Annotated in this window: 34 protein-coding genes; 17 read left to right on the top strand and 17 right to left on the bottom strand. The window is 29.0% G+C overall.

Annotation, left to right across the window (positions count from 1 at the left end; genetic code table 11):
* Positions 1 to 10 precede the first annotated feature (10 nt).
* The gene (locus HA146_RS03770) at positions 11 to 217 is read right to left on the bottom strand and encodes a hypothetical protein (protein ID WP_209108223.1); all 207 of its coding nucleotides are present in this window, start codon (positions 215 to 217) and stop codon (positions 11 to 13) included.
* Positions 218 to 354: 137 nt separating this feature from the next.
* On the opposite strand from HA146_RS03770, the gene HA146_RS03765 reads away from it, so the two are divergent.
* Positions 355 to 528 (top strand): hypothetical protein, encoded by a 174-nt coding sequence (locus HA146_RS03765; protein WP_209108222.1) that lies wholly within the window; start codon positions 355 to 357, stop codon positions 526 to 528.
* 53 nt (positions 529 to 581) lie between these two features.
* On the opposite strand, the gene HA146_RS03760 is transcribed toward HA146_RS03765, so the two are convergent.
* Positions 582 to 785, bottom strand: coding sequence for a hypothetical protein (locus tag HA146_RS03760; protein WP_209108221.1), 204 nt, complete (start codon positions 783 to 785; stop codon positions 582 to 584).
* 227 nt (positions 786 to 1,012) lie between these two features.
* Here HA146_RS03760 and HA146_RS03755 point away from each other — a divergent pair, with 227 nt between their 5' ends.
* The 4 genes from HA146_RS03755 to HA146_RS03740 all read left to right on the top strand — a co-directional run bounded on the left by HA146_RS03755 (position 1,013) and on the right by HA146_RS03740 (position 3,724).
* Positions 1,013 to 1,381 carry a CopG family transcriptional regulator gene (locus HA146_RS03755; RefSeq protein WP_209108220.1) on the top strand — a complete coding sequence of 123 codons (369 nt, stop codon included), beginning with the start codon at positions 1,013 to 1,015 and terminating at the stop codon, positions 1,379 to 1,381.
* A 129-nt stretch (positions 1,382 to 1,510) separates the two neighbouring features.
* Positions 1,511 to 2,830 (top strand): DUF2130 domain-containing protein, encoded by a 1,320-nt coding sequence (locus tag HA146_RS03750; RefSeq protein ID WP_209108219.1) that lies wholly within the window; start codon positions 1,511 to 1,513, stop codon positions 2,828 to 2,830.
* A gap of 97 nt (positions 2,831 to 2,927) precedes the next feature.
* Positions 2,928 to 3,215 carry a translation initiation factor IF-2 N-terminal domain-containing protein gene (locus HA146_RS03745; protein WP_209108218.1) on the top strand — a complete coding sequence of 96 codons (288 nt, stop codon included), beginning with the start codon at positions 2,928 to 2,930 and terminating at the stop codon, positions 3,213 to 3,215.
* Positions 3,216 to 3,421: 206 nt separating this feature from the next.
* Entirely contained in the window at positions 3,422 to 3,724 is a 303-nt protein-coding gene (locus tag HA146_RS03740; RefSeq protein ID WP_209108217.1) for a hypothetical protein, read from the top strand.
* A 181-nt stretch (positions 3,725 to 3,905) separates the two neighbouring features.
* On the opposite strand, the gene HA146_RS03735 is transcribed toward HA146_RS03740, so the two are convergent.
* The 12 genes from HA146_RS03735 to HA146_RS03685 form a co-directional block, all read right to left on the bottom strand.
* Positions 3,906 to 4,052 carry a hypothetical protein gene (locus HA146_RS03735; RefSeq protein WP_002808068.1) on the bottom strand — a complete coding sequence of 49 codons (147 nt, stop codon included), beginning with the start codon at positions 4,050 to 4,052 and terminating at the stop codon, positions 3,906 to 3,908.
* Positions 4,053 to 4,440: 388 nt separating this feature from the next.
* Positions 4,441 to 5,250, bottom strand: a complete 810-nt coding sequence (gene pstB / locus HA146_RS03730; RefSeq protein WP_209108216.1) for a phosphate ABC transporter ATP-binding protein PstB — start codon at positions 5,248 to 5,250, stop codon at positions 4,441 to 4,443.
* Complete coding sequence (gene pstA / locus HA146_RS03725) at positions 5,251 to 6,144, bottom strand: phosphate ABC transporter permease PstA (RefSeq protein ID WP_209108215.1); 894 nt, start codon at positions 6,142 to 6,144, stop codon at positions 5,251 to 5,253.
* Positions 6,145 to 6,150: 6 nt separating this feature from the next.
* Positions 6,151 to 7,098, bottom strand: a complete 948-nt coding sequence (pstC, locus tag HA146_RS03720; protein ID WP_209108214.1) for a phosphate ABC transporter permease subunit PstC — start codon at positions 7,096 to 7,098, stop codon at positions 6,151 to 6,153.
* Positions 7,099 to 7,203: 105 nt separating this feature from the next.
* A complete protein-coding gene (gene pstS, locus HA146_RS03715) occupies positions 7,204 to 8,175 on the bottom strand; it encodes a phosphate ABC transporter substrate-binding protein PstS (RefSeq protein ID WP_209108213.1) in 972 nt (323 codons plus the stop codon).
* A gap of 154 nt (positions 8,176 to 8,329) precedes the next feature.
* Positions 8,330 to 8,698: a hypothetical protein gene (locus HA146_RS03710; protein WP_209108212.1), complete on the bottom strand. Its 369-nt coding sequence runs from the start codon at positions 8,696 to 8,698 to the stop codon at positions 8,330 to 8,332.
* Positions 8,699 to 9,052 (bottom strand): c-type cytochrome, encoded by a 354-nt coding sequence (locus HA146_RS03705; RefSeq protein ID WP_209108211.1) that lies wholly within the window; start codon positions 9,050 to 9,052, stop codon positions 8,699 to 8,701.
* Positions 9,053 to 9,106: 54 nt separating this feature from the next.
* On the bottom strand, positions 9,107 to 10,162 hold the full coding sequence (locus HA146_RS03700; protein ID WP_011376270.1) for a potassium channel family protein: 1,056 nt from the start codon (positions 10,160 to 10,162) through the stop codon (positions 9,107 to 9,109).
* 184 nt (positions 10,163 to 10,346) lie between these two features.
* The gene (locus tag HA146_RS09625; protein ID WP_257469896.1) at positions 10,347 to 10,478 is read right to left on the bottom strand and encodes a hypothetical protein; all 132 of its coding nucleotides are present in this window, start codon (positions 10,476 to 10,478) and stop codon (positions 10,347 to 10,349) included.
* 77 nt (positions 10,479 to 10,555) lie between these two features.
* Positions 10,556 to 10,909, bottom strand: coding sequence for a DUF1499 domain-containing protein (locus HA146_RS03695; protein WP_209108210.1), 354 nt, complete (start codon positions 10,907 to 10,909; stop codon positions 10,556 to 10,558).
* A gap of 119 nt (positions 10,910 to 11,028) precedes the next feature.
* Positions 11,029 to 11,166 carry a hypothetical protein gene (locus tag HA146_RS03690; RefSeq protein WP_209108209.1) on the bottom strand — a complete coding sequence of 46 codons (138 nt, stop codon included), beginning with the start codon at positions 11,164 to 11,166 and terminating at the stop codon, positions 11,029 to 11,031.
* 97 nt (positions 11,167 to 11,263) lie between these two features.
* Positions 11,264 to 11,647: a DUP family protein gene (locus tag HA146_RS03685; protein ID WP_209108208.1), complete on the bottom strand. Its 384-nt coding sequence runs from the start codon at positions 11,645 to 11,647 to the stop codon at positions 11,264 to 11,266.
* 282 nt (positions 11,648 to 11,929) lie between these two features.
* Between HA146_RS03685 and HA146_RS03680 the strand changes: the two genes are divergently transcribed.
* Positions 11,930 to 12,241 (top strand): DUF3303 domain-containing protein, encoded by a 312-nt coding sequence (locus HA146_RS03680; RefSeq protein ID WP_011376267.1) that lies wholly within the window; start codon positions 11,930 to 11,932, stop codon positions 12,239 to 12,241.
* A gap of 308 nt (positions 12,242 to 12,549) precedes the next feature.
* Here the strand turns inward: HA146_RS03680 and HA146_RS03675 are convergent, their stop codons facing one another.
* Positions 12,550 to 12,792: a hypothetical protein gene (locus HA146_RS03675; RefSeq protein ID WP_209108207.1), complete on the bottom strand. Its 243-nt coding sequence runs from the start codon at positions 12,790 to 12,792 to the stop codon at positions 12,550 to 12,552.
* Between the two features lie 22 nt (positions 12,793 to 12,814).
* A complete protein-coding gene (locus HA146_RS03670) occupies positions 12,815 to 13,048 on the bottom strand; it encodes a hypothetical protein (RefSeq protein ID WP_209108206.1) in 234 nt (77 codons plus the stop codon).
* 532 nt (positions 13,049 to 13,580) lie between these two features.
* Here HA146_RS03670 and HA146_RS09620 point away from each other — a divergent pair.
* The 6 genes from HA146_RS09620 to HA146_RS03645 all read left to right on the top strand — a co-directional run bounded on the left by HA146_RS09620 (position 13,581) and on the right by HA146_RS03645 (position 15,495).
* On the top strand, positions 13,581 to 13,706 hold the full coding sequence (locus HA146_RS09620) for a hypothetical protein (protein ID WP_257469895.1): 126 nt from the start codon (positions 13,581 to 13,583) through the stop codon (positions 13,704 to 13,706).
* Positions 13,707 to 14,002: 296 nt separating this feature from the next.
* The gene (locus tag HA146_RS03665; protein WP_209108205.1) at positions 14,003 to 14,254 is read left to right on the top strand and encodes a molecular chaperone DnaJ; all 252 of its coding nucleotides are present in this window, start codon (positions 14,003 to 14,005) and stop codon (positions 14,252 to 14,254) included.
* A gap of 18 nt (positions 14,255 to 14,272) precedes the next feature.
* Entirely contained in the window at positions 14,273 to 14,428 is a 156-nt protein-coding gene (locus HA146_RS03660; protein ID WP_209108204.1) for a hypothetical protein, read from the top strand.
* A 90-nt stretch (positions 14,429 to 14,518) separates the two neighbouring features.
* A complete protein-coding gene (locus HA146_RS03655; protein ID WP_209108203.1) occupies positions 14,519 to 14,746 on the top strand; it encodes a hypothetical protein in 228 nt (75 codons plus the stop codon).
* A complete protein-coding gene (locus HA146_RS03650; protein WP_209108202.1) occupies positions 14,746 to 15,000 on the top strand; it encodes a hypothetical protein in 255 nt (84 codons plus the stop codon). The genes HA146_RS03655 and HA146_RS03650 overlap by 1 nt, the downstream gene beginning before the upstream one ends.
* Before the next feature lie 297 nt (positions 15,001 to 15,297).
* Positions 15,298 to 15,495 carry a hypothetical protein gene (locus tag HA146_RS03645; protein WP_209108201.1) on the top strand — a complete coding sequence of 66 codons (198 nt, stop codon included), beginning with the start codon at positions 15,298 to 15,300 and terminating at the stop codon, positions 15,493 to 15,495.
* Between the two features lie 42 nt (positions 15,496 to 15,537).
* On the opposite strand, the gene HA146_RS03640 is transcribed toward HA146_RS03645, so the two are convergent.
* Positions 15,538 to 16,203, bottom strand: a complete 666-nt coding sequence (locus HA146_RS03640) for an SDR family oxidoreductase (protein ID WP_209108200.1) — start codon at positions 16,201 to 16,203, stop codon at positions 15,538 to 15,540.
* 167 nt (positions 16,204 to 16,370) lie between these two features.
* Between HA146_RS03640 and HA146_RS03635 the strand changes: the two genes are divergently transcribed.
* From HA146_RS03635 to HA146_RS03615, 5 genes are all read left to right on the top strand, one after another.
* Positions 16,371 to 16,574 carry a hypothetical protein gene (locus HA146_RS03635; protein ID WP_209108199.1) on the top strand — a complete coding sequence of 68 codons (204 nt, stop codon included), beginning with the start codon at positions 16,371 to 16,373 and terminating at the stop codon, positions 16,572 to 16,574.
* Positions 16,575 to 16,633: 59 nt separating this feature from the next.
* Positions 16,634 to 16,804 carry a hypothetical protein gene (locus HA146_RS03630; protein WP_209108198.1) on the top strand — a complete coding sequence of 57 codons (171 nt, stop codon included), beginning with the start codon at positions 16,634 to 16,636 and terminating at the stop codon, positions 16,802 to 16,804.
* Positions 16,805 to 16,814: 10 nt separating this feature from the next.
* Positions 16,815 to 17,024: a hypothetical protein gene (locus HA146_RS03625; RefSeq protein WP_209108197.1), complete on the top strand. Its 210-nt coding sequence runs from the start codon at positions 16,815 to 16,817 to the stop codon at positions 17,022 to 17,024.
* Positions 17,025 to 17,222: 198 nt separating this feature from the next.
* Positions 17,223 to 17,435, top strand: coding sequence for a TIGR02450 family Trp-rich protein (locus HA146_RS03620; RefSeq protein WP_209108196.1), 213 nt, complete (start codon positions 17,223 to 17,225; stop codon positions 17,433 to 17,435).
* A gap of 98 nt (positions 17,436 to 17,533) precedes the next feature.
* Positions 17,534 to 17,707 (top strand): hypothetical protein, encoded by a 174-nt coding sequence (locus HA146_RS03615; protein ID WP_209108195.1) that lies wholly within the window; start codon positions 17,534 to 17,536, stop codon positions 17,705 to 17,707.
* Positions 17,708 to 17,734 lie beyond the last annotated feature (27 nt).

Below are 17,734 nucleotides of genomic sequence, written 5' to 3'. Positions count from 1 at the left end.
TTCAAATGATTTAAAAATTATCAAATTGACTTTTTATCTTTTTTACTCTTTTATCTGAGATTAAATCCAATAAAGCATCTAGTTGTGCATGTACTTCCTTTGCTTCATTTAGATCTGGCAACAAATCATCTTTGATAAGCATTTGATGCATATGTCTAAGCTCTAACCTAATATATCTAAGGTGAGAACTAACTTCCTCTCTCTTAGTTGCACTCATATTTGCTTTTCATTAATTACATTATACATTATTGTATTTTTTAAGATTCCTAATTAAATTTAGTTAAATTTGAAAAACATTATTGATTTAATAATTTATCAAAATCTTGAAAGTTGCAATGTAGTAATATAATCATCATGAAAAACAAAAATTCTAAAAAAATTAAAACTAAGTCAAATAAAAAAAATAATGAATTAGGTCAAACAAAAAATTCTGCAAAATTAGTTCTCTTCATATTTGGAATAGGTCCAATAATAGGCATAACATTATTTTTGTATAGCAAGGGATTTTTTAATTCACCAAATATTTAAATCCAAGTATTGAAAAGTTAACTTAAATTAGTAATTTCAAAAAATAATAATTATTATTGAAACTTCTTTAATGAAAATATTCTAAATTCAGCCATTTTTCTTGCGTTTTCTGGATTAGAAACTAAAAAAGGATGGTCAGATAAAAGTTCAAATACTTTATCTATCTTTAATCGTGAATCCTCGCAATCAAGATTTTTCCATTCCTCGTCAAATGACATTGCAAAGCTGTCAGCATTGTCATAAAGTTTATCTTTCATAAGGTTTAAGAATTTAAATTAAATGATTTAGAAATTATTAAATAATTAGAAAAAGTAATTAAAGGATGCTTATAAAACTATCCTAATCACTAATTAAGACAAAATTTCTATGAAACTTCTATAAAAATTATACTTTCTTTTATTACTTAATTTTAAAATTAGTACTTTCAATTAAAATCTAATTAAATTTGACAGAAGTGTTACAATAATGACATATATAAAATCCAATGGAAAATAAGGTAAAAAGGATAGGATATCTTCCTAGAAAAAGGGTGCTTGAAATTATTGATGAAATATCTAAAAGTGAATCTATAAGTAGATCTAAAGTTGTTGGAATATTAGTTGAGGAAGCATTAGGTGCTAGAGGAATTGCAAATTTTGGATATAGCAATATTAGTAATTCAAATTCATATAAATCGGATAATTACAAAGGCATCCAAAATGAGAATGTACATTTAAAAAATGCAGAAGATGAATTTGTTGATGATAGTGGCTACACAGTCTCTTCTCACAAAACATTAGATCGCTCAATATCTTCAGCCGATATCGAATTAGCAAATAAAATTAATATTCTTAAAGAATCTGGATTAATATAACTTACTTTGAGAATTTTTTTATTTTTTAATGCATAAAATTGAATCATTGTTTATTCTTAGTCAAGAATAATATTCTATTTAAATTAGTTGAATATTAAATCCTTTCTAATATTAATTTTTTAATTAAAAATGAAAGATATTAAATGTCCATCATGTGGCAAAACTTTCCGAATTGATCCAAGCAGCTTTGAAGAAATACTTCTACAAATAAAAGACGAAGAATTTAATAAACAAATAAAAGAAAGACTTGAATTAGCCGAAGAAGATAATAAAAAAGCTTTGGAAATTCTAAAGCGAGAATTAAAAATACAGTTAATAGAGCAAAACCGTATTAAAGAGACTAAGATACAAGCTCTTGAATCTCAATTAAATATCGCAGAAGAAAAGAAAACAAATGCCCTAAATGATTTAAGGAATCAAGCAACAAATAAAATTAATTCACTGAATAATGAATTAACCAAATTAAAGGATGAGATTACAAACCAGTCATTAATTTCAGAATTATCTTTAAAAAACAAAGTCAATGAAGCTGTTATTAATTTAGAAAAAGAAAACTCATCGTTAACAAATTCTATTGAAAAGATGAGGCTTGAGCACTCAATTAATGAAAAATTAATTGAAGAAAAGTTTAAAAGCAAAATTAGTGAAAGGGACCTAACTATTCAGGAGCTTAGAGAAATGAAATCTAGATTGTCTACAAAGATGGTAGGCGAAACTTTAGAAATCCATTGCGAAACCCAATTCAACCTAAATCGTGCTACTGCATTCAAAAACTCATATTTTGAAAAGGATAATGATGCAACTTCTGGAAGCAAAGGTGACTATATATTCAGAGAATTTGATAATAACAAAATTGAAATCGTTTCTATAATGTTTGAGATGAAGAATGAAAGTATAAATGGATTTAATAAAAGGAAGAACGAAGATTTTTTAAAAGAATTAGATAAAGACAGAAGACAAAAATCTTGTGAGTATGCAGTACTTGTCTCGCTTCTAGAACCAGATAGTGAATTATATAATGCAGGAATAGTAGATGTTTCTCATAGATTTCCAAAGATGTATGTCATAAGACCACAATTCTTTTTGCCAATTATTTCTCTACTAAGAAATGCATCTATGGAAACTATAAAATACAAATCACAAATTGATTTAATGAAACGCGAGAACTACGACATAACTAACTTTGAAAGTACTCTTGAGCAATTTAAGAGTGCAGTTGGTAAAAATGTATCACTCGCCAAAGATAGATTTAATGATGCAATTTCAGAAATAGATAAATCAATAACTCATTTACAAAAAACTAAGGAGGCTTTAATTATTTCAAAAAAACACCTCATATCAGCCGACAGCAAATCTCAAGATTTAACGGTAAAAAAATTAACTAGAAATAACCCAACTATGAAAAATAAATTTAATGATTTAAACAATTTAGAAGATGAAGTTGCTTAATCTAACAAAACATTTTGAAATTAATATTAGTTAAAAATACAATAAATTAATAATTTACAAATATACTATTAATAATAAACTCCACAGTAAAAAAATAATGTCTATCAACACTCCAATTTTTAATATTGCCAAAGAGATTAACGTAGAAAGTAATAGAATATTATTAGCTTGCAAGAAACTTGGAATCAATGCAAAAGGTGCAACAAAAAGATTAAATAAAGAAGAATTAGAAAAAATTAAAGGTTATTTTGAAACTGGTAAAAATGTTTCAGATGAAATAGTTAATCTAAATAAAAATAAAGTCAAAGAAAAAACTATTGCAAGAAAAATTGAGGGAAAAGTAAAGATAAAGTATTTTGCAAACAGACTTATTCGCAGATCTTAAATAAAAATCACAATAAAGTGAATTAAGTTTTTCAATAGAATATTCCAATTGATACTTAAAAGTCTCATTTAACATTTCTATCAATTAAATTACAAAAATAAATCTATTTTTAATACTGAAATAGATATTTTAGAATAAATACAGCTAATGCCACTTTCTTTAGAAGAAGATTCACGTTATAAAAAAAATAAATCCATTTTATAGAAATGAAAAAATTAATAATCTTTATTTTATTTCCATTTCTCATTATTCCATTTGAGGCAAAAGCAAATGAAAATTTTTCCGTTGAGATAGAGGCACTTACCTTGGTGATGGAAAAATATAAAAAAGATTCTGAATCAAATATTGAATTAGATTTAAACAATCATAAGCCTAGTTATTTGTCTCTTAAACAAGATGAATGCAATGCAACTGTTAAAGTTACTGAAAAAACAGGAATAGAAATTATAAGAACTGAATCTTTCGATGTAAATGTTTGTAAGAAAGAAATTCATAAATTAATCAACTAAATAAGCTGACTATAAAAATATAATTAAAATAAACAAATTAAAGAGGTCTTTTACTTAAAGAAGGTAAGACCTCGAGACCTAACAGAATACTTAGGAACGGGTTCTGTATATTTAATTAATAACGACTACGGTATTGCAGAGTTGTAATTAAAAGTACATAAACTAAAAAATTTTTTAATAATTATTTCTTCTTTGATAATGTTTGTGATTCTTCTCTAGACATTAAAGCTTCGATTTGAGCAAGAACTTTCTGAAGTTCATCAGTTTTTGTTAAAGATGCTTCAGCTACTTCTCTTAATTTTTCTAATTGTTCTTTAGTTTTATCCATAATAAATAAATTAGAAATAAACCACCTTAGAAAATGGTTTTAATACAGATTTCACTCCCACACAAATTCATATTCTCTCTTTTTTTCATAAAGTCAAATAAATTTCCATTTGTTTATGATTTATGAGGACTTCCAATTAATTTTTTTTAATAAAAAAATCATAATATTACCTTAAATAGAAATACTTTTAAATTATGAAGTAAATACAGGTAAACCTATAGTAGCAGTTGTAATTATAGCTCCTGCAAAAATCAAGAAAGGTAGATAAGGAAAGTTTTTCAACGTTTAAATATTAGTTCGAGATAACTATATAGGTATTTATACTGTTTGTCTACCCCTTAACCTTGTTCGATGCAAGGCTTTTTATTGTAGAGGTAAAAATTAAACATTAACCAAATTTACCTGATATGTATTCCTGAGTGGTTTTTTCTTTTGGAGAGTTAAAAATTTTTTTTGTCGTATCAAATTCTGCTAAATATCCGACTTTGCCTCCATCTCCATCTTCATATTCAATAGCATTAAAAAATGCAGTCATATCACTAACTCTTAATGCCTGTTGCATATTATGAGTAACGATTATTATTGTGTAATTCTTCTTAAGTTCATGCATCGTTTCCTCTATTTTCAAAGTAGAGATTGGATCCAACGCTGAACAAGGCTCATCCATGAGAATTATTTCAGGTTCAATTGCGATGGTTCTAGCAATACATAATCTTTGTTGTTGTCCTCCAGATAAAGAGTAACCACTATCATTTAATTTATCCTTACATTCGTCCCATAAAGCAGCCTTTCTTAGTGAACTTTCGACTAATTCATCCATATCTCCCGTAAAGCCATTGATTCTTGCCCCAAATGCAATATTTTCGTAGATAGATTTTGGGAACGGATTGGGCTGTTGAAATACCATACCAATTCTTCTTCTTACTTCAACTGGATCTACTCTTTTGTCATAAATATTAGTCCCATCAAAAAGCACAGTTCCCTTTAGTGAACAATTAGGAATTAAATCGTTCATTCTGTTTAAAGATCTAAGGACAGTTGATTTACCACAACCAGAAGGGCCAATAAGAGAAGTTATATTTCCTTTTTTAAAGTTACAAAAAACATTTCTTACAGCTTCAAAAGTTCCATAGCTAATAGAGACATTCTCAAGAGATAAAATGATATTCTTTGGTGTTTTTTTATTAGTTTTAATCATTTATACTCTCTTGGTTTTCTCAGTAAAAGCGGCCAATATCCTTGAAAATATATTTACTGATAGTATCGATAAAACAAGAATAAAGGAAGCTGCCCAGGCTAGTTTATTTTGTGCATCATAAGGTTCAAGGGCAAAGTTATATATCAATACAGCCAAGGAACCCATCTCATAAAACAAGTCTTCAAAGCCTGTTATGTAGTAGTAAGAGAATAAAGCCGTAAATATCAAAGGTGCTGTTTCGCCTGCCGCCCTTGCGATTCCAAGTACAACCCCAGTAGCGATAGATCTAAACGCAGAGGGTAAAGTAACTTTCAATATTGTTGTATACATACTTGCTCCAACACCGAGAGAAGCATATCTCAACTCATTGGGCACTAACTTCAAGCCTTCATCAGTTGTTTTTATCACAGTAGGCAACATCAATATTGAAAGCGCCATCCCTCCAGCCAAGCCACTGTACATACTTCCAAATAAGATCTTTGTAGAAACAATTAAGGCATAAATAAAAACACCGGCAATTATTGAGGGGACTCCTGCTAAAACATTTACCCCAAATCTGATAAATCTTGAAAAAGAACCGCCTTTAGAATATTCCGCTAGATATATACCACCGCCAACACCTACTGGTATCGCAATAATTGAAGCAATGGTAGTAATTATTAATGTCCCTATTAATGCAGGATTAATACCTCCTGCATCTAAATCATCTCCAGGAGGATTTGGTTCTAAAGTAAATAATTCTGGTGTAATTTGAGATCCACCTTTGTAAAGGATATAAGTCACTAGAAAAATCAAAGGAAGTATTGCTATCAATGCACAAATTACTGATAAAGAAGTAAAGAATTTATCTCCTATATTTCTTGATAATCTTTTCTGGTAATAGAGTGAATTCATAATTATCTAATATTTGAGACTAAATTTCTTAACTAGCCATTGAGCAAAGATATTGACCACTAAAGAAAGGATCATCAGTACAAAAGCCGCATAAAAAAGTGATGAAACCTGACTTCCATCAGCTTCACCAAACTGGTTTGCGAGCATGGAGGAAATGGTATATCCAGGAGATAATAGAGACCAACTAAATGCATTGGAATTACCAATAATCATTGTGACAGCCATTGTTTCTCCCATTGCCCTACCTAAAGCCAATAGAACTCCTGCCATGATTCCTGATAACGCTGCTGGCAAGATTACTGAAAATATTGTTTTCCATCTACTTGCTCCAATTCCATAGGCTGCATTTCTTAACTTTTTAGGAACTTGATTAAGAGAATCTCTTGCTATAGCAGTCACTATTGGCAAAAGCATAACTACTAAAATCAATATTGCTAACAAGGAATTCCTACCTGTAGGTTCTGTACTAAATAAAGGTATCCAACCAAAGAAATTATGCAAAAAGACAAAAAATGCTCTAAAAAAAGGTTCCATTACAAATATTGCCCAAAGTCCCAATACAACTGATGGAATAGCTGCTAATAATTCAACAAAAGAACCTATTATTTCTCTAAAAACTTTCGGTACAAAGTCCTCGGTAATAAATATTGCAGTTCCAACGCCCAAAGGGATAGTTATTAATAACGAAAGAAATGAGGTCACTAATGTGCCATAAATTGCAGTAAAAGCTCCGTATTCATCTTTTACTGGATTCCATTCAGAGGTTACTAAAAACTTCAATCCATATCTTGAAAAGGATTCAAATGACTGAAAAAAGACTACTAAAATAATTCCTAAAAGTATTATTGCTACAAAACTAGACAAGACTAGAGCAGTATTCTTGAAGATAATATCTATATTTTTTTCGATACCGAATCTTTTACGATTCTTGAAAAGAGTTAATTTCTCTTCCATTAAAAAAAGAATATCTCTATAAATCTACTACTAAATGTTGTAAAAGACTTTAAGAGGGGTTAAAGGTATATGAAAGTCATGATAATTTGACATCTATTAAAAAATTTAACTACCTATTTTTTCAACGGCAGCTCTTGATTTCAAAAGGATATTCCCTTTTAAGGGAATAAATCCAAGGGATGAAGCCTTATCTTGATACTCATCACTTAATAATGTATTAAATGCTTGTTTTATTGCTTTAGTGTTTCTACCATTACCTTTTTCGTAAGCAAGTATCCATGTCAATGAAGCGATAGGGTACGCGCCTTTCGCTGTTGGATTAGGATTTTTACCCGCAAGATTTTCATCTAAAGTAATACCATTAAGAGCCTTAGCTCCTGCCTCTGCAGATGGTTTTAGAAACTCACCTGAAAGATTTTGAATCGCAGCAGCCTTAACATTACCTTTAATATATGACTGATTTACATAACCAATTGCGCCTGGAGTGTTTTGAATTACACCTGCAACACCGGCATTACCTTTTGCTCCAACGCCTGCTGGCCACTTAACTGATTTACCAGTTCCTAAAGTCCATGTTGGTGAAAATGCTTCCATAGAATTTGTGAAAGCCTTAGTAGTTCCTGAACCATCAGAACGATGTGTCCAAGTTAACTTTCCTGATTTACAACCTAATTCTTTCCAGTTTTTAACCATACCCATTGCGACTCGTACTGCTTGCTCTTGTGTAAGTTTCAAATCGCAATCATAGTTATAACCAAAAGCAATAGTTCCACCAACCATAGGTATTTGAACAAGTCCTCTAGTTACTTTCTCTATATCAGAATCTTTCATAGGATCATCTGATGCACCAAAGTTTACAGTTCGGTCTATAAAAGCTTTTCTTCCAGAGCCCGAACCAACTGCTTGGTAATTAACCCTTGGTCCACCAGATTTGGCTAAGTCAAAAAACCACCTGGTATAAATTTTCGAGGGAAATGTAGCACCTGCTCCGCTCAATCTTTTTGAAGCAATCGCTTCTTGAGAGAGAACTAATGAGATAGCAGAAGATAAAATAAGGACTTTTTTGAAAATGCCCACCTTTAATGAGTAATAATAATCTTAAATATAAATTACAGCCAAAAGTTAATTTAAAAATTTCAAGATATATTAATCAAATTATTTTGATATAAATAATAATTATGTATATCTCAGCATTAAGAGATCAACTAGAAATTAAATATCAACTCTTTATTTAGAATTTAATTTTTGTTGTTACTCTGTTTTTGTTTTGAGATTTGAATTCAAAAATTCCCGTATCAGTAAATATGGTCAGCTCATCTCCAGATGTTTCTTCAATTGCAATTCCCTCAGACTCTAAATTTTTTACATATACATTTCCAATAAGTTTTAGAGATTTATCATCCTTGTCAAAAGAAAGCTGGTCAGAGTAAGCCTCAAAATTACCACTATTACTTTTAATAACTACATTTCCCTTAGCCTCCAAATCACCTTCTAAAGTATTTATTTGAGAATCAGATATAATTGTGTAATTAATTAATTCCTCAGCAAAAGAAAATTCAGCCAATAGAAATAAAAACGATGCAAGAAATAAGCTTTTCATCTACTCCCAACCCTTTTCTGCATTTTGAATAATCCATTGTGCAAGAACCTTATCCTCTCCATCCTTCAATTTATTTTTATAACCCTTCATAAAACCAATCCCATCATTAGCAATTTTTGTTATTGAATTTACATCAGCTATTCCTCTTTTTTCAAGATCGGAAAGTTTTAATGATTTAGATCCTTTGAGAACGACTGATCCACCTCTAACATGGCAGCCTGCACAAACATTTCTAAAAATGGTTTCTCCATCTCTAATATCAGAAGCCATTAGATATCTATTTTGCAAAGAGGTTTGAAAAATAATTATTAAAGTTATTACTGGAATTACAAATAGAAATTTAAATATTTTCATTTGATTTATTCCACCCAAAATTAGCTTAGCAATAAATTCTTTATCTCGATCTATCTATTTTAATAGTTCTACTGCTACGACAAGATTTCCTAATAATCCGTTTAAAATATTCAGTTGTTCTTTACTACCAAAAGCTATTAATACCTGACCTGGCTGAAGTATGAAATTACCGCCAGGATTAGTGAACAACTTTTCATTTTCTTTAATAGCTAAAATTTTTGCACCGCTCTTTTTGCCTATTCCAAGTTCAGAAAGTGATCTTTTCTCTGCTGTTTCAAAAAGACTAATATCATTACTTAATTCAAATTCTTCAATTTCACATTCACTTCCTGCAAGCAGATCAAGGAAGTCGATAGCTATTGGTCTTAAAGCCATTGATGCCATTGCTCTCCCTGCTGCGATATAAGGGCTTACGACTATACTTGCTCCAGCTAATCTCAACTTACTTGCGGCTTCTTCAGTTCCAGCTCTTGCAATTACTCTTATAGAACTTCTTATCCCTTTAGCGCTTAAAACTACATATAAATTAGCAGCATCATTAGGTAAGGTAACAACCAAACTTTTGCATTTTTCTAATCCTGCCAGTTTTAAAGTCTCATCAAGAGTTGCATCAGCACAAAGTACTTCTAAACCATTTTCTTCAGCAATCTTTTTTCTATCTTCATCACTCTCAACAACGATAATTGGAATATTTTGTGTTTTTATTTGATTAGATATTTCCTGACCTACCCTCCCATATCCGCACAAAATTACATGATTTTCCATTTTTCTAAGAAGTCTTTTAAAACGTAATTCGTTTACTCTTTGAAAATAGCCTGATTCGAATAATCTAACAGCTTTTTGAAAGGTAAATTGAATAAAGATCAATCCGCCAACGATTACTAAAACAGTCACGATCCTGCCTTCAGGACTTAAAGGTTGAACTTCTCCAAAACCAATAGTGGTTATTGTGATTAGAACCATCCATAAGCAATCACTCCATTCCCATCCCTCTGTTATTCGATATCCAATTGCACCTAAAAAAAACAGAAAGAATAAAGAATAAATAAGACCAAACCAAGGCCTTAAATAATCTTTAATAAAATAGAACTCAAATAATCTAAGCTTCATATCCCTTATTATCGTTAACTATTCAAAAATTTCAAAAAAATTTTCTATTATGTTCCTAAAACTATTTATTTGTTTAAGTGAAATACATATTAAGCAGGATAATAATATTTATTTTCATAGCTGTTTGCATTAAGCAAATGGTTACTGTATCAGGTCTTATTTAGTTGTTGATTTAAAAATCTATTTAAGGTTTTACTTTTACCGATTCAATTAAAAAATCAGAAGCTGTCTTTAACCAATCTGCCACTGTAAGACGAAGATCAGGTTGAGAATATACAAGCGCGAAAATAATTCCAACTAAGATTATCTTTACCATGGTATTTCAAATATTCTTATGAATTAAAGCACAACTATTTGGTAAAAAGAACCTTAAATTTATAAAAATCAGATTAATTAAAATTTCTCTAACTGATTAAACAAATATTCAACTCTTCTGAGATTAACTCCTAAATCTGATTGGCCTAATCTTGCTGCCGATCTAATTTGAATAATTCCTTTAGATCTATCTACATAACTTCTTACATCAAGCTTTAAAATTTCAAGATCATCAGGAAATTTAAAAATCAAGCTCCTACAAACACCTCTCCAATAATTCCTTCCACTTTCAATAACTTCTGTACGAGGTAAACCTTCTGCTAGAGAAACAAGCTGAATAAACTTTTGATCAACATTTATCAGTTTTTTTTCTATTAAGACACTATTTAGTGGATTTGTTATGGGAGCAAGGCCTTGGATAGAGGAAACCATATTTTTTAGAACGATGTAGATGTTCTAAACGATTTAGCATACAAAGTGAGAGAAAAAAATAATAAATAACGGATAAAAGTGATTTCTATTAAGAGATTTCTTATTTCCTGGTCAAAATTTTAAAATTTAAGATTTTTTATTGTCTTTTTTGATAGAGATGGTTGCCTACTTTGTTTACTATTTAGTTTCTTAACCCATAAAAAAACTCCCACAAACAAAAAAATTTCAACAATAATTCCAATATTTAAAAGACTCATTTTTTATCCTCTTTTTTCTTTCTGGTGCCCTCTATGTATGGCACAAGAATATTTAATAACCATTTTTTAAATAAACTTAACGGTTTCATAATCTAATTTACTTACCTTTTCTCCAAAAACTTTTACCTTTAATGAGATCCTCTAAATTTGGCCAAGCTGCTATTAATTCTTTAAGTGCTTTTCTATTAGGAGTATAAAAAACACATGAGAACGCACTTATTAGATAAAAAATGAACCATAACTTACTTTCTGAATAAGCTAAAAACAAAGAGAAAAGAAAACTTCCAATAAAGAAAAAGAAAAATGACCTATTTAATATTTCTAATGGAGTTCTTTTAAGTCTGTAAAATTTAGTCTTTTTTTTGTCTGGTTGAGTATCTTTCTGAAATTTACTTTCGTATGAATTAATTATTTCTTCTTCGAGAACTTTTTCATACTCTAAATTATCAATTGGATCACGATTATCCTTTTTATTTTTCATTAAAATTCTTAAGTATAAATATATTAACTAATTTATTGTGTTTTAAAAAGTATCAAATTTTATCTATCAACAGGAGCTATACGAATAGATCATGATCTTGAAAATACTTCAAAATTGTCTTATTTATAAAAGATATATTACTTAAGACATTTTTTTTAATTTTTCCAAATCTTTCATTCATTTAAAACAATCACTTCTATAGACTTCATAGCATTTATTAAATTTGAAAGCAATATCTAAATCTAGAGTTAATATAGTTTAGAGATTTTAATAATAATCTATATGCAAAGGTATTTGATTTCCTACGAATTTACTGATGGCGAGGATCAAGAAGAAGGGGCAGAGATGCTAATTAATTGGTACGAATCAGGTGGGCCCCAAAACCGTCCAGAAAACTATGAGGTTCATTCTTGGATTTTTATGGTTCAAAATGGGATTGGACATTCTGTAGTTAGTGCAGATTCACTTGAGACAATTTGGAAACAATGGCATCCCTGGAGGAGATTAATGGATATCAGTATTCAGCCGTGTATGGATCTTGATGAGACAGTAGGTTTATTCAAAAAACAAAAAATGAATACACGAATGGTCTAAGAGTATTTCTCATTACACTTATAAAGTCCTTTTTAGTAGCAGACAATACTACATATAAAATCCTTTGCGTTAAAAAGGATAAGATTGATTTTCCACTATGAATGATTCTTATCACATTTACTTCAAAGGAGAAATTCTTTTCAAAAATTTAAGTAAAGATGAATTTGAATTTGTTTGGGGAAAACTTTATACATCCTATATTAATGCCCTAAATAAAGAGCTCACATACGAATTAATTAGCGAAAACAATATTATGGAGCCGGCCTTTAACCTTGAGCCATCTTACTAAATCAAGAACTAATCCTAGATCATGAATAAAACAAGAAAAGCTGTATATCTTTTATTTTGAAGTACTCTTTCTCTTCTTTAGTTATATCCAAAGCTATTTTATTTGCCTCAATTTCGACATTCGAACTACAAGTTTCAAAGTTCGACTTTCTTTTAAATAGGGCAACAATGCCAATATCCGTTATGAACCAAATAAAATGATCAGTTTCTCCAATTGGCTCCTCTTTTAAAGAATCAATAATCAAATCACATGTTAAATCCATTTAATTGTTCTGTGAGGGACCTTTAATTGCCCCCATTGCAATACCTTACGGCCTCAGAATTGGTACCACCATCTTCAATAATTTCGGCAACACATTTATTGAAAAGTTTAGACTCTTTTTTTACTGAACAGAATCCAAAAGCAATTGCAGCTATAGCTATTGCAGATACGAAACTAGAACCAAGTTGTATAAAACCATAGGCAAACATAATGTTTTTCTTTCCAGAACATTTTTTTGAATCCTTTTTTTCTGACATTTTGAATTATTAACTTGACTTAATATATTTGGTTAATTTCAGCTTTGATGAATATTTCCATAGAGAAAACCGAATCAAGACTTAATTTAAACAGATGAGACAAAATTTCAAAAATTCAAGTTTCCTTTTATTTTTCTTAACTTTAATTGTCAATTTGATACATCATTCAAAAATATAATTTTTAATATTTTTTCAACATTATTTTCTAGAAAAGATCCTTTTTTTAATTATAAAAGTAATGATCCCACTGTTATAACAATAGATGATGATGCATTTTAAACTATATTTAAACTTTTCTTGATGAGGTATTAATACTTAGAATTTATTCAAGAAAAGCTTGTTTTGATAATGATCCCCGAGAGTTATCCACTTTTTTAGTGTTTTTCAACAGGGTTTTCCACAATATGTTGATTAAATTAAATCTTCTATGTGCAAAATAAAATATTTTCTTTTTTCAAATAATATATCCACATTTTGTTTGGATGATCAGTAGGATTTAATCTGTCATTTTTTAAATTAATTTTTAAACTATATGAATTCCAACAAAATTAAAAAAGATTTGACTACTGAAATCAAAGAAAAACTTAAAAAATCAAAGTTTGATGTACTTACTAACGAAAATGATTTTTTAGTTAAAAATTTAAAAAAGGCTGGCTAATCTCCTAGATCTTCCAAAGATCTATTTTCTTTAAAAATCACTTAATTAATAAAACTAATTTTCTGAAATAAAAGAATTAATTTTTTAAATATTTGAAATTAGTTCATCAAATATAAATTTTCAACTAAAGATTCGAAATAGTACTCATTAGTTAAACATTAAGAATAAATATTAGTTATATTTAACTAATCTCAATAAGAGATCAGATTAGAAATATAAAAGGTAAATTCATAAGGATTATTTAAATTATTTATTGACTCCTTTACCTATATTTTAAAACTAGTTCCCGATAAAAGATGAATACCCAAGAACTTAAAGTCAACTACAAAAAGCTTTTAAACAAAGCGGCCAAAGCAAACGGTCGTAAAGAAACTGTTTCTTACTTAAATCGTGCTGCTACAATCAAGTCAAAACTCTATTCAAATACTAAAGTACGTTGTTTTAGATGTAATGGCGCAGGTTTTCTTAGAATTTCTTTAGATGAAACTAAAACTTGTCTTTCTTGTTATGGAAAGGGTTTTTTAATTAAAGAAATTCAACATATTTAAAACAAATTTGATTAATTAATGAAAGATCTCATTCAAGCCCATAAAAAATTAATTAAAACAGTAAAAGAACAAATGGGGTTATCTGAATATGGGATGTACTGGCTGGCTTTCCTGGAAGGAGGTTTGACTATTTGGTTTCTAGATAGAATATTTTTTCACTGGTTAAATTTCTAATTTCGATTTAATATCAGAAAAAATTATAGGCATTAAATAAATTAATTTATCGAAACCATTTAAAAAGTTGTAGCATAGTAAAAAAACAATATGCAATTTCTGGGATTAATTCTTCTTCTAGCTAGTAGCTGGTACTTATGGAAATTAACATCAAACTTTCTCGATGAACCAACAAAAAAAGAACTGACTAAAAGTTTTAATAATCTCAAAAATAAATTCTCTGAGGGGAAACAAAACTTCTCTAAAGCAAAAATAAGTGAAGCTTGGGAAAAATACAAAGAAGAAGGTGGAGCCTTATCTAATAAAGATAAAAGCTAGTGGACTTTTTTATTATTACAAGTCTCTCTAAAGATATTTCTAGAATTGATCTAATTGGTATTTTGATTGGTCATTTAATTTTTGGTGTTGCATTGACACAGCTTTTAGATTGGACCTGGTTAAAGAACCTTATGAATGAAGAAGAAAAAGCAAGGATGCTTAAAAGTTATACATGGAAAGACTTATTAGTTGATGGAGCAATTGTTACGGTAGTTCTAGGAATTATCTTTTTAATAATTAGCATTTTTTTATAAATGAACGTAACTTACATCCTTTTAGTTTTTTTAATGCTATCAGTTGTGATTTTCTCTCAAATAATCAATTCCTCCGATAAAAATCAGAATTAATGACAGAAGTAACTACCAACTCTTCAACTGGTTGGTATTTAATCGTTTTGGTAAGCACTTTATCTTTTTTAGCATTAATATATTTCGGCCATAAAGGATAGCTTACACTTTTAAAGATTATTTAAATTCATAAAAAAAAGCTCTGCGACTACTTGAGATGCAGAGCTATTAATGATTAAGTGACTGATTTATATAAATCTATTGATGATAAAACCTTTTTTCTTAATTAAAGAAAAAGAGACCGATGAATGTGATGAAGATACTGAATTCACGGCCCCTTTAATAACCGCATTTTTCGGTAGATACGACAATGAATCACCTCCTTTACTAATGTTTTTTTTTAAGATAACTAAAAGAATTAAACATGCAACGAAATTCATTAAAAATTTAAAAGTTTTTTAACAAATTAACGATATAAATCTCTTCAATATAAAAGTATAGATATTACCAAGGCAAAACTTCTCCGTTGGCATGCCAAAACGTACCTGAGTTTTTTTTATTTAAAGAATCAATACGTTTTAAAAGGCCATTTGCTGATTCTTCAGGACTTATTCCATTCCTTGTAAAGCCAGTCATTCTTGTACTAACTAACCCAGGATGCAAAATAGCTACATATATATCTTCTTTTGATAAATCTATAGAAAGCGATTTTGCTGCCATGGACAAGGCAACTTTAGACATCCTGTAGCCATAAGAACTGCCAGATGAATTATCTTCAATAGATCCCATTCTACTTGTGATAAAAGCAATTTTAGAAGATCTTTTTAAAAGATGTTTAAGTGATTTAGTGATAAATATTGGGCTCAATGCATTTACTTCAAATTGACTCAAAATACTCTCTTTATCTAAGTTTTCGAAAGAATTAAATTCATAAATTCCTGCATTATGAATTAAGCAATCTAAATTAACTCCAGACAGTTTTTTACACAAATTTGTTATTGACTCATCGGAAGTAATTTCTATATTCTCTTCAATACTCACTCCTAAATCTTTAAGTTCTTTTGAAGCTTTTCTACAAGTTGCAATTACCTTATCTCCCCTCTCATGAATTTGCCTACATAATTCCAATCCAATACCCCTATTGGATCCTGTGATAAGAAAAGTGAGCATCTTTAAAGTAAGAAATAAAAGATTAATCTAAAGCTAAATATAAAAAAACAAACGAGAAAAGATAATAAGTTGATAAATTTCCTAATATAATTTTTGTAAGTTATAATTATTTTTAGTATTTATTAAGTTTTTAAAAGGCAAGCATCGATATTTTGAACATTTAATTTATGGAATTTTTTAATCAAGAACTTATACAAGAGATTATTAGGTTAACCTGGAGAAATCCTATTTTCATGGCTATAGCTATTGCTTTAATTTGGCTTATCCCACAATTATTTATCAGAAAAATTATGGCAAAGAAATATGAACAAAGAAAAATAGAAATTCAGAAAAATAAAATTCAGAAGCTTTATCCCAAGACTCTTAAATAAAATTTTTAAATTTTAAGATGTTCTAATAAATCAAAAGTACTTTTACACCAAAATTAGAGATGGTCTACAAAATAATTAGAATCGATGGGAAAGATGACAAATTAACCTCTCAGAGTTTTGAAAAGTATTCGGACGCATACGATTTGTTAGAGGAACTATATGGTGATTTATGTTGTTCAGATGCTGATTATGGAGATATAACTTATTACGATATTGTGGAAAATAATTAAACCCATAACGATGGAGAATAAAAAATGGGCTCCCTCCCAAGAAGAAAATTTAGGGACAATAACACATGTATATGAATCCATTAAAGAAGAGCTTTCAGAACTTCAAAAAGAAACTGGATGTCCAGATTCATTTATTTATGATTTCATTGGCAAGATTCAGAATGAATGGCATCCTGAATCTTGCCACTCCATAGTTAGAAATAAAAAAAAAGAAATTTGAAAATTTTAAATCTTCAAATCAAATATATAGAATTTTTAATAATTTTTTTTAAATAAAAATTTTTAAATATAATATGAAATTAAAAATTTTAAAACATGATTATTAGAATACTAGGTATCGTACTTATTCTTGGCACGATTGCATACTATGGTTTAGTTTTGACTGGACAAAGCAACCTTTGATTTTTAAAAATTTCTTATGAAATGGCCTCCCACTCTTTGCTGGACAGCACCTAGGACTATAAATGGTAATAGGCATTTCCAGGTTAAAACTTATGGTGGTAAAAATGAAAATAGATGGGTTGATATTTTTCCTACCAAAAATAAAAAAGATATTAAAAGGATTTCCTGGACAAAACTCAAAACTGAATGGAATACTGGTTGGTTAAGGCTTCCAAAAGATATAGATTAATTTGTTTATGTAAACAAATATTATTAACCATAAAACTGTAAAAAATCATACGTAATACAAATTAAATATCTTCTAATATTTTAAAAAATCAATTAAATATGAAGCCTGAGCCGAAGAAAAAACTTCCTAATAAAAAAGTCATAAGTTCACCAAAATTTGAGGCTAAAGAGCAATTCACAAAATCTGCATTAGAAAATTTAAAAACAGAAAATGAAAGACTTTTTAATTCACTAAAAAAATCTGGTGAGATTAAAGAATCAAGAAAAATATAAGTTTACGGAATTAAAAAAAATTTACTA

The organism is Prochlorococcus marinus CUG1416 (assembly GCF_017695965.1).
Classification (GTDB): domain Bacteria; phylum Cyanobacteriota; class Cyanobacteriia; order PCC-6307; family Cyanobiaceae; genus Prochlorococcus_A.
Note: the sequence above shows the minus strand (reverse complement) of the source record. Positions and strands in the feature narration are given on the sequence as shown.

Bases quoted from the DNA above. Each gene is read 5' to 3' on its own strand.
- HA146_RS03645 (WP_209108201.1), top strand. From the start codon at position 15,298: ATGATAAAACCTTTTTTCTTAATTAAAGAAAAAGAGACCGATGAATGT.
- HA146_RS03700 (WP_011376270.1), bottom strand. From the start codon at position 10,162: ATGAAGCTTAGATTATTTGAGTTCTATTTTATTAAAGATTATTTAAGG.
- HA146_RS03690 (WP_209108209.1), bottom strand. From the start codon at position 11,166: ATGAGTCTTTTAAATATTGGAATTATTGTTGAAATTTTTTTGTTTGTG.
- HA146_RS03695 (WP_209108210.1), bottom strand. From the start codon at position 10,909: ATGGTTTCCTCTATCCAAGGCCTTGCTCCCATAACAAATCCACTAAAT.
- HA146_RS03750 (WP_209108219.1), top strand. From the start codon at position 1,511: ATGAAAGATATTAAATGTCCATCATGTGGCAAAACTTTCCGAATTGAT.
- HA146_RS09625 (WP_257469896.1), bottom strand. From the start codon at position 10,478: ATGGTAAAGATAATCTTAGTTGGAATTATTTTCGCGCTTGTATATTCT.
- pstB (WP_209108216.1), bottom strand. From the start codon at position 5,250: ATGATTAAAACTAATAAAAAAACACCAAAGAATATCATTTTATCTCTT.
- HA146_RS03765 (WP_209108222.1), top strand. From the start codon at position 355: ATGAAAAACAAAAATTCTAAAAAAATTAAAACTAAGTCAAATAAAAAA.
- HA146_RS03665 (WP_209108205.1), top strand. From the start codon at position 14,003: ATGAATACCCAAGAACTTAAAGTCAACTACAAAAAGCTTTTAAACAAA.
- HA146_RS03635 (WP_209108199.1), top strand. From the start codon at position 16,371: ATGGAATTTTTTAATCAAGAACTTATACAAGAGATTATTAGGTTAACC.
- HA146_RS03670 (WP_209108206.1), bottom strand. From the start codon at position 13,048: ATGTCAGAAAAAAAGGATTCAAAAAAATGTTCTGGAAAGAAAAACATT.
- HA146_RS03760 (WP_209108221.1), bottom strand. From the start codon at position 785: ATGAAAGATAAACTTTATGACAATGCTGACAGCTTTGCAATGTCATTT.
- HA146_RS03625 (WP_209108197.1), top strand. From the start codon at position 16,815: ATGGAGAATAAAAAATGGGCTCCCTCCCAAGAAGAAAATTTAGGGACA.
- HA146_RS03770 (WP_209108223.1), bottom strand. From the start codon at position 217: ATGAGTGCAACTAAGAGAGAGGAAGTTAGTTCTCACCTTAGATATATT.
- HA146_RS03675 (WP_209108207.1), bottom strand. From the start codon at position 12,792: ATGGATTTAACATGTGATTTGATTATTGATTCTTTAAAAGAGGAGCCA.
- HA146_RS03705 (WP_209108211.1), bottom strand. From the start codon at position 9,052: ATGAAAATATTTAAATTTCTATTTGTAATTCCAGTAATAACTTTAATA.
- HA146_RS03680 (WP_011376267.1), top strand. From the start codon at position 11,930: ATGCAAAGGTATTTGATTTCCTACGAATTTACTGATGGCGAGGATCAA.
- HA146_RS03685 (WP_209108208.1), bottom strand. From the start codon at position 11,647: ATGAAAAATAAAAAGGATAATCGTGATCCAATTGATAATTTAGAGTAT.
- HA146_RS03745 (WP_209108218.1), top strand. From the start codon at position 2,928: ATGTCTATCAACACTCCAATTTTTAATATTGCCAAAGAGATTAACGTA.
- pstA (WP_209108215.1), bottom strand. From the start codon at position 6,144: ATGAATTCACTCTATTACCAGAAAAGATTATCAAGAAATATAGGAGAT.
- HA146_RS03735 (WP_002808068.1), bottom strand. From the start codon at position 4,052: ATGGATAAAACTAAAGAACAATTAGAAAAATTAAGAGAAGTAGCTGAA.
- HA146_RS03710 (WP_209108212.1), bottom strand. From the start codon at position 8,698: ATGAAAAGCTTATTTCTTGCATCGTTTTTATTTCTATTGGCTGAATTT.
- pstC (WP_209108214.1), bottom strand. From the start codon at position 7,098: ATGGAAGAGAAATTAACTCTTTTCAAGAATCGTAAAAGATTCGGTATC.
- HA146_RS03655 (WP_209108203.1), top strand. From the start codon at position 14,519: ATGCAATTTCTGGGATTAATTCTTCTTCTAGCTAGTAGCTGGTACTTA.
- HA146_RS09620 (WP_257469895.1), top strand. From the start codon at position 13,581: ATGAATTCCAACAAAATTAAAAAAGATTTGACTACTGAAATCAAAGAA.
- HA146_RS03615 (WP_209108195.1), top strand. From the start codon at position 17,534: ATGAAGCCTGAGCCGAAGAAAAAACTTCCTAATAAAAAAGTCATAAGT.
- HA146_RS03620 (WP_209108196.1), top strand. From the start codon at position 17,223: ATGAAATGGCCTCCCACTCTTTGCTGGACAGCACCTAGGACTATAAAT.
- HA146_RS03755 (WP_209108220.1), top strand. From the start codon at position 1,013: ATGGAAAATAAGGTAAAAAGGATAGGATATCTTCCTAGAAAAAGGGTG.
- HA146_RS03640 (WP_209108200.1), bottom strand. From the start codon at position 16,203: ATGCTCACTTTTCTTATCACAGGATCCAATAGGGGTATTGGATTGGAA.
- HA146_RS03660 (WP_209108204.1), top strand. From the start codon at position 14,273: ATGAAAGATCTCATTCAAGCCCATAAAAAATTAATTAAAACAGTAAAA.
- HA146_RS03740 (WP_209108217.1), top strand. From the start codon at position 3,422: ATGAAAAAATTAATAATCTTTATTTTATTTCCATTTCTCATTATTCCA.
- HA146_RS03630 (WP_209108198.1), top strand. From the start codon at position 16,634: ATGGTCTACAAAATAATTAGAATCGATGGGAAAGATGACAAATTAACC.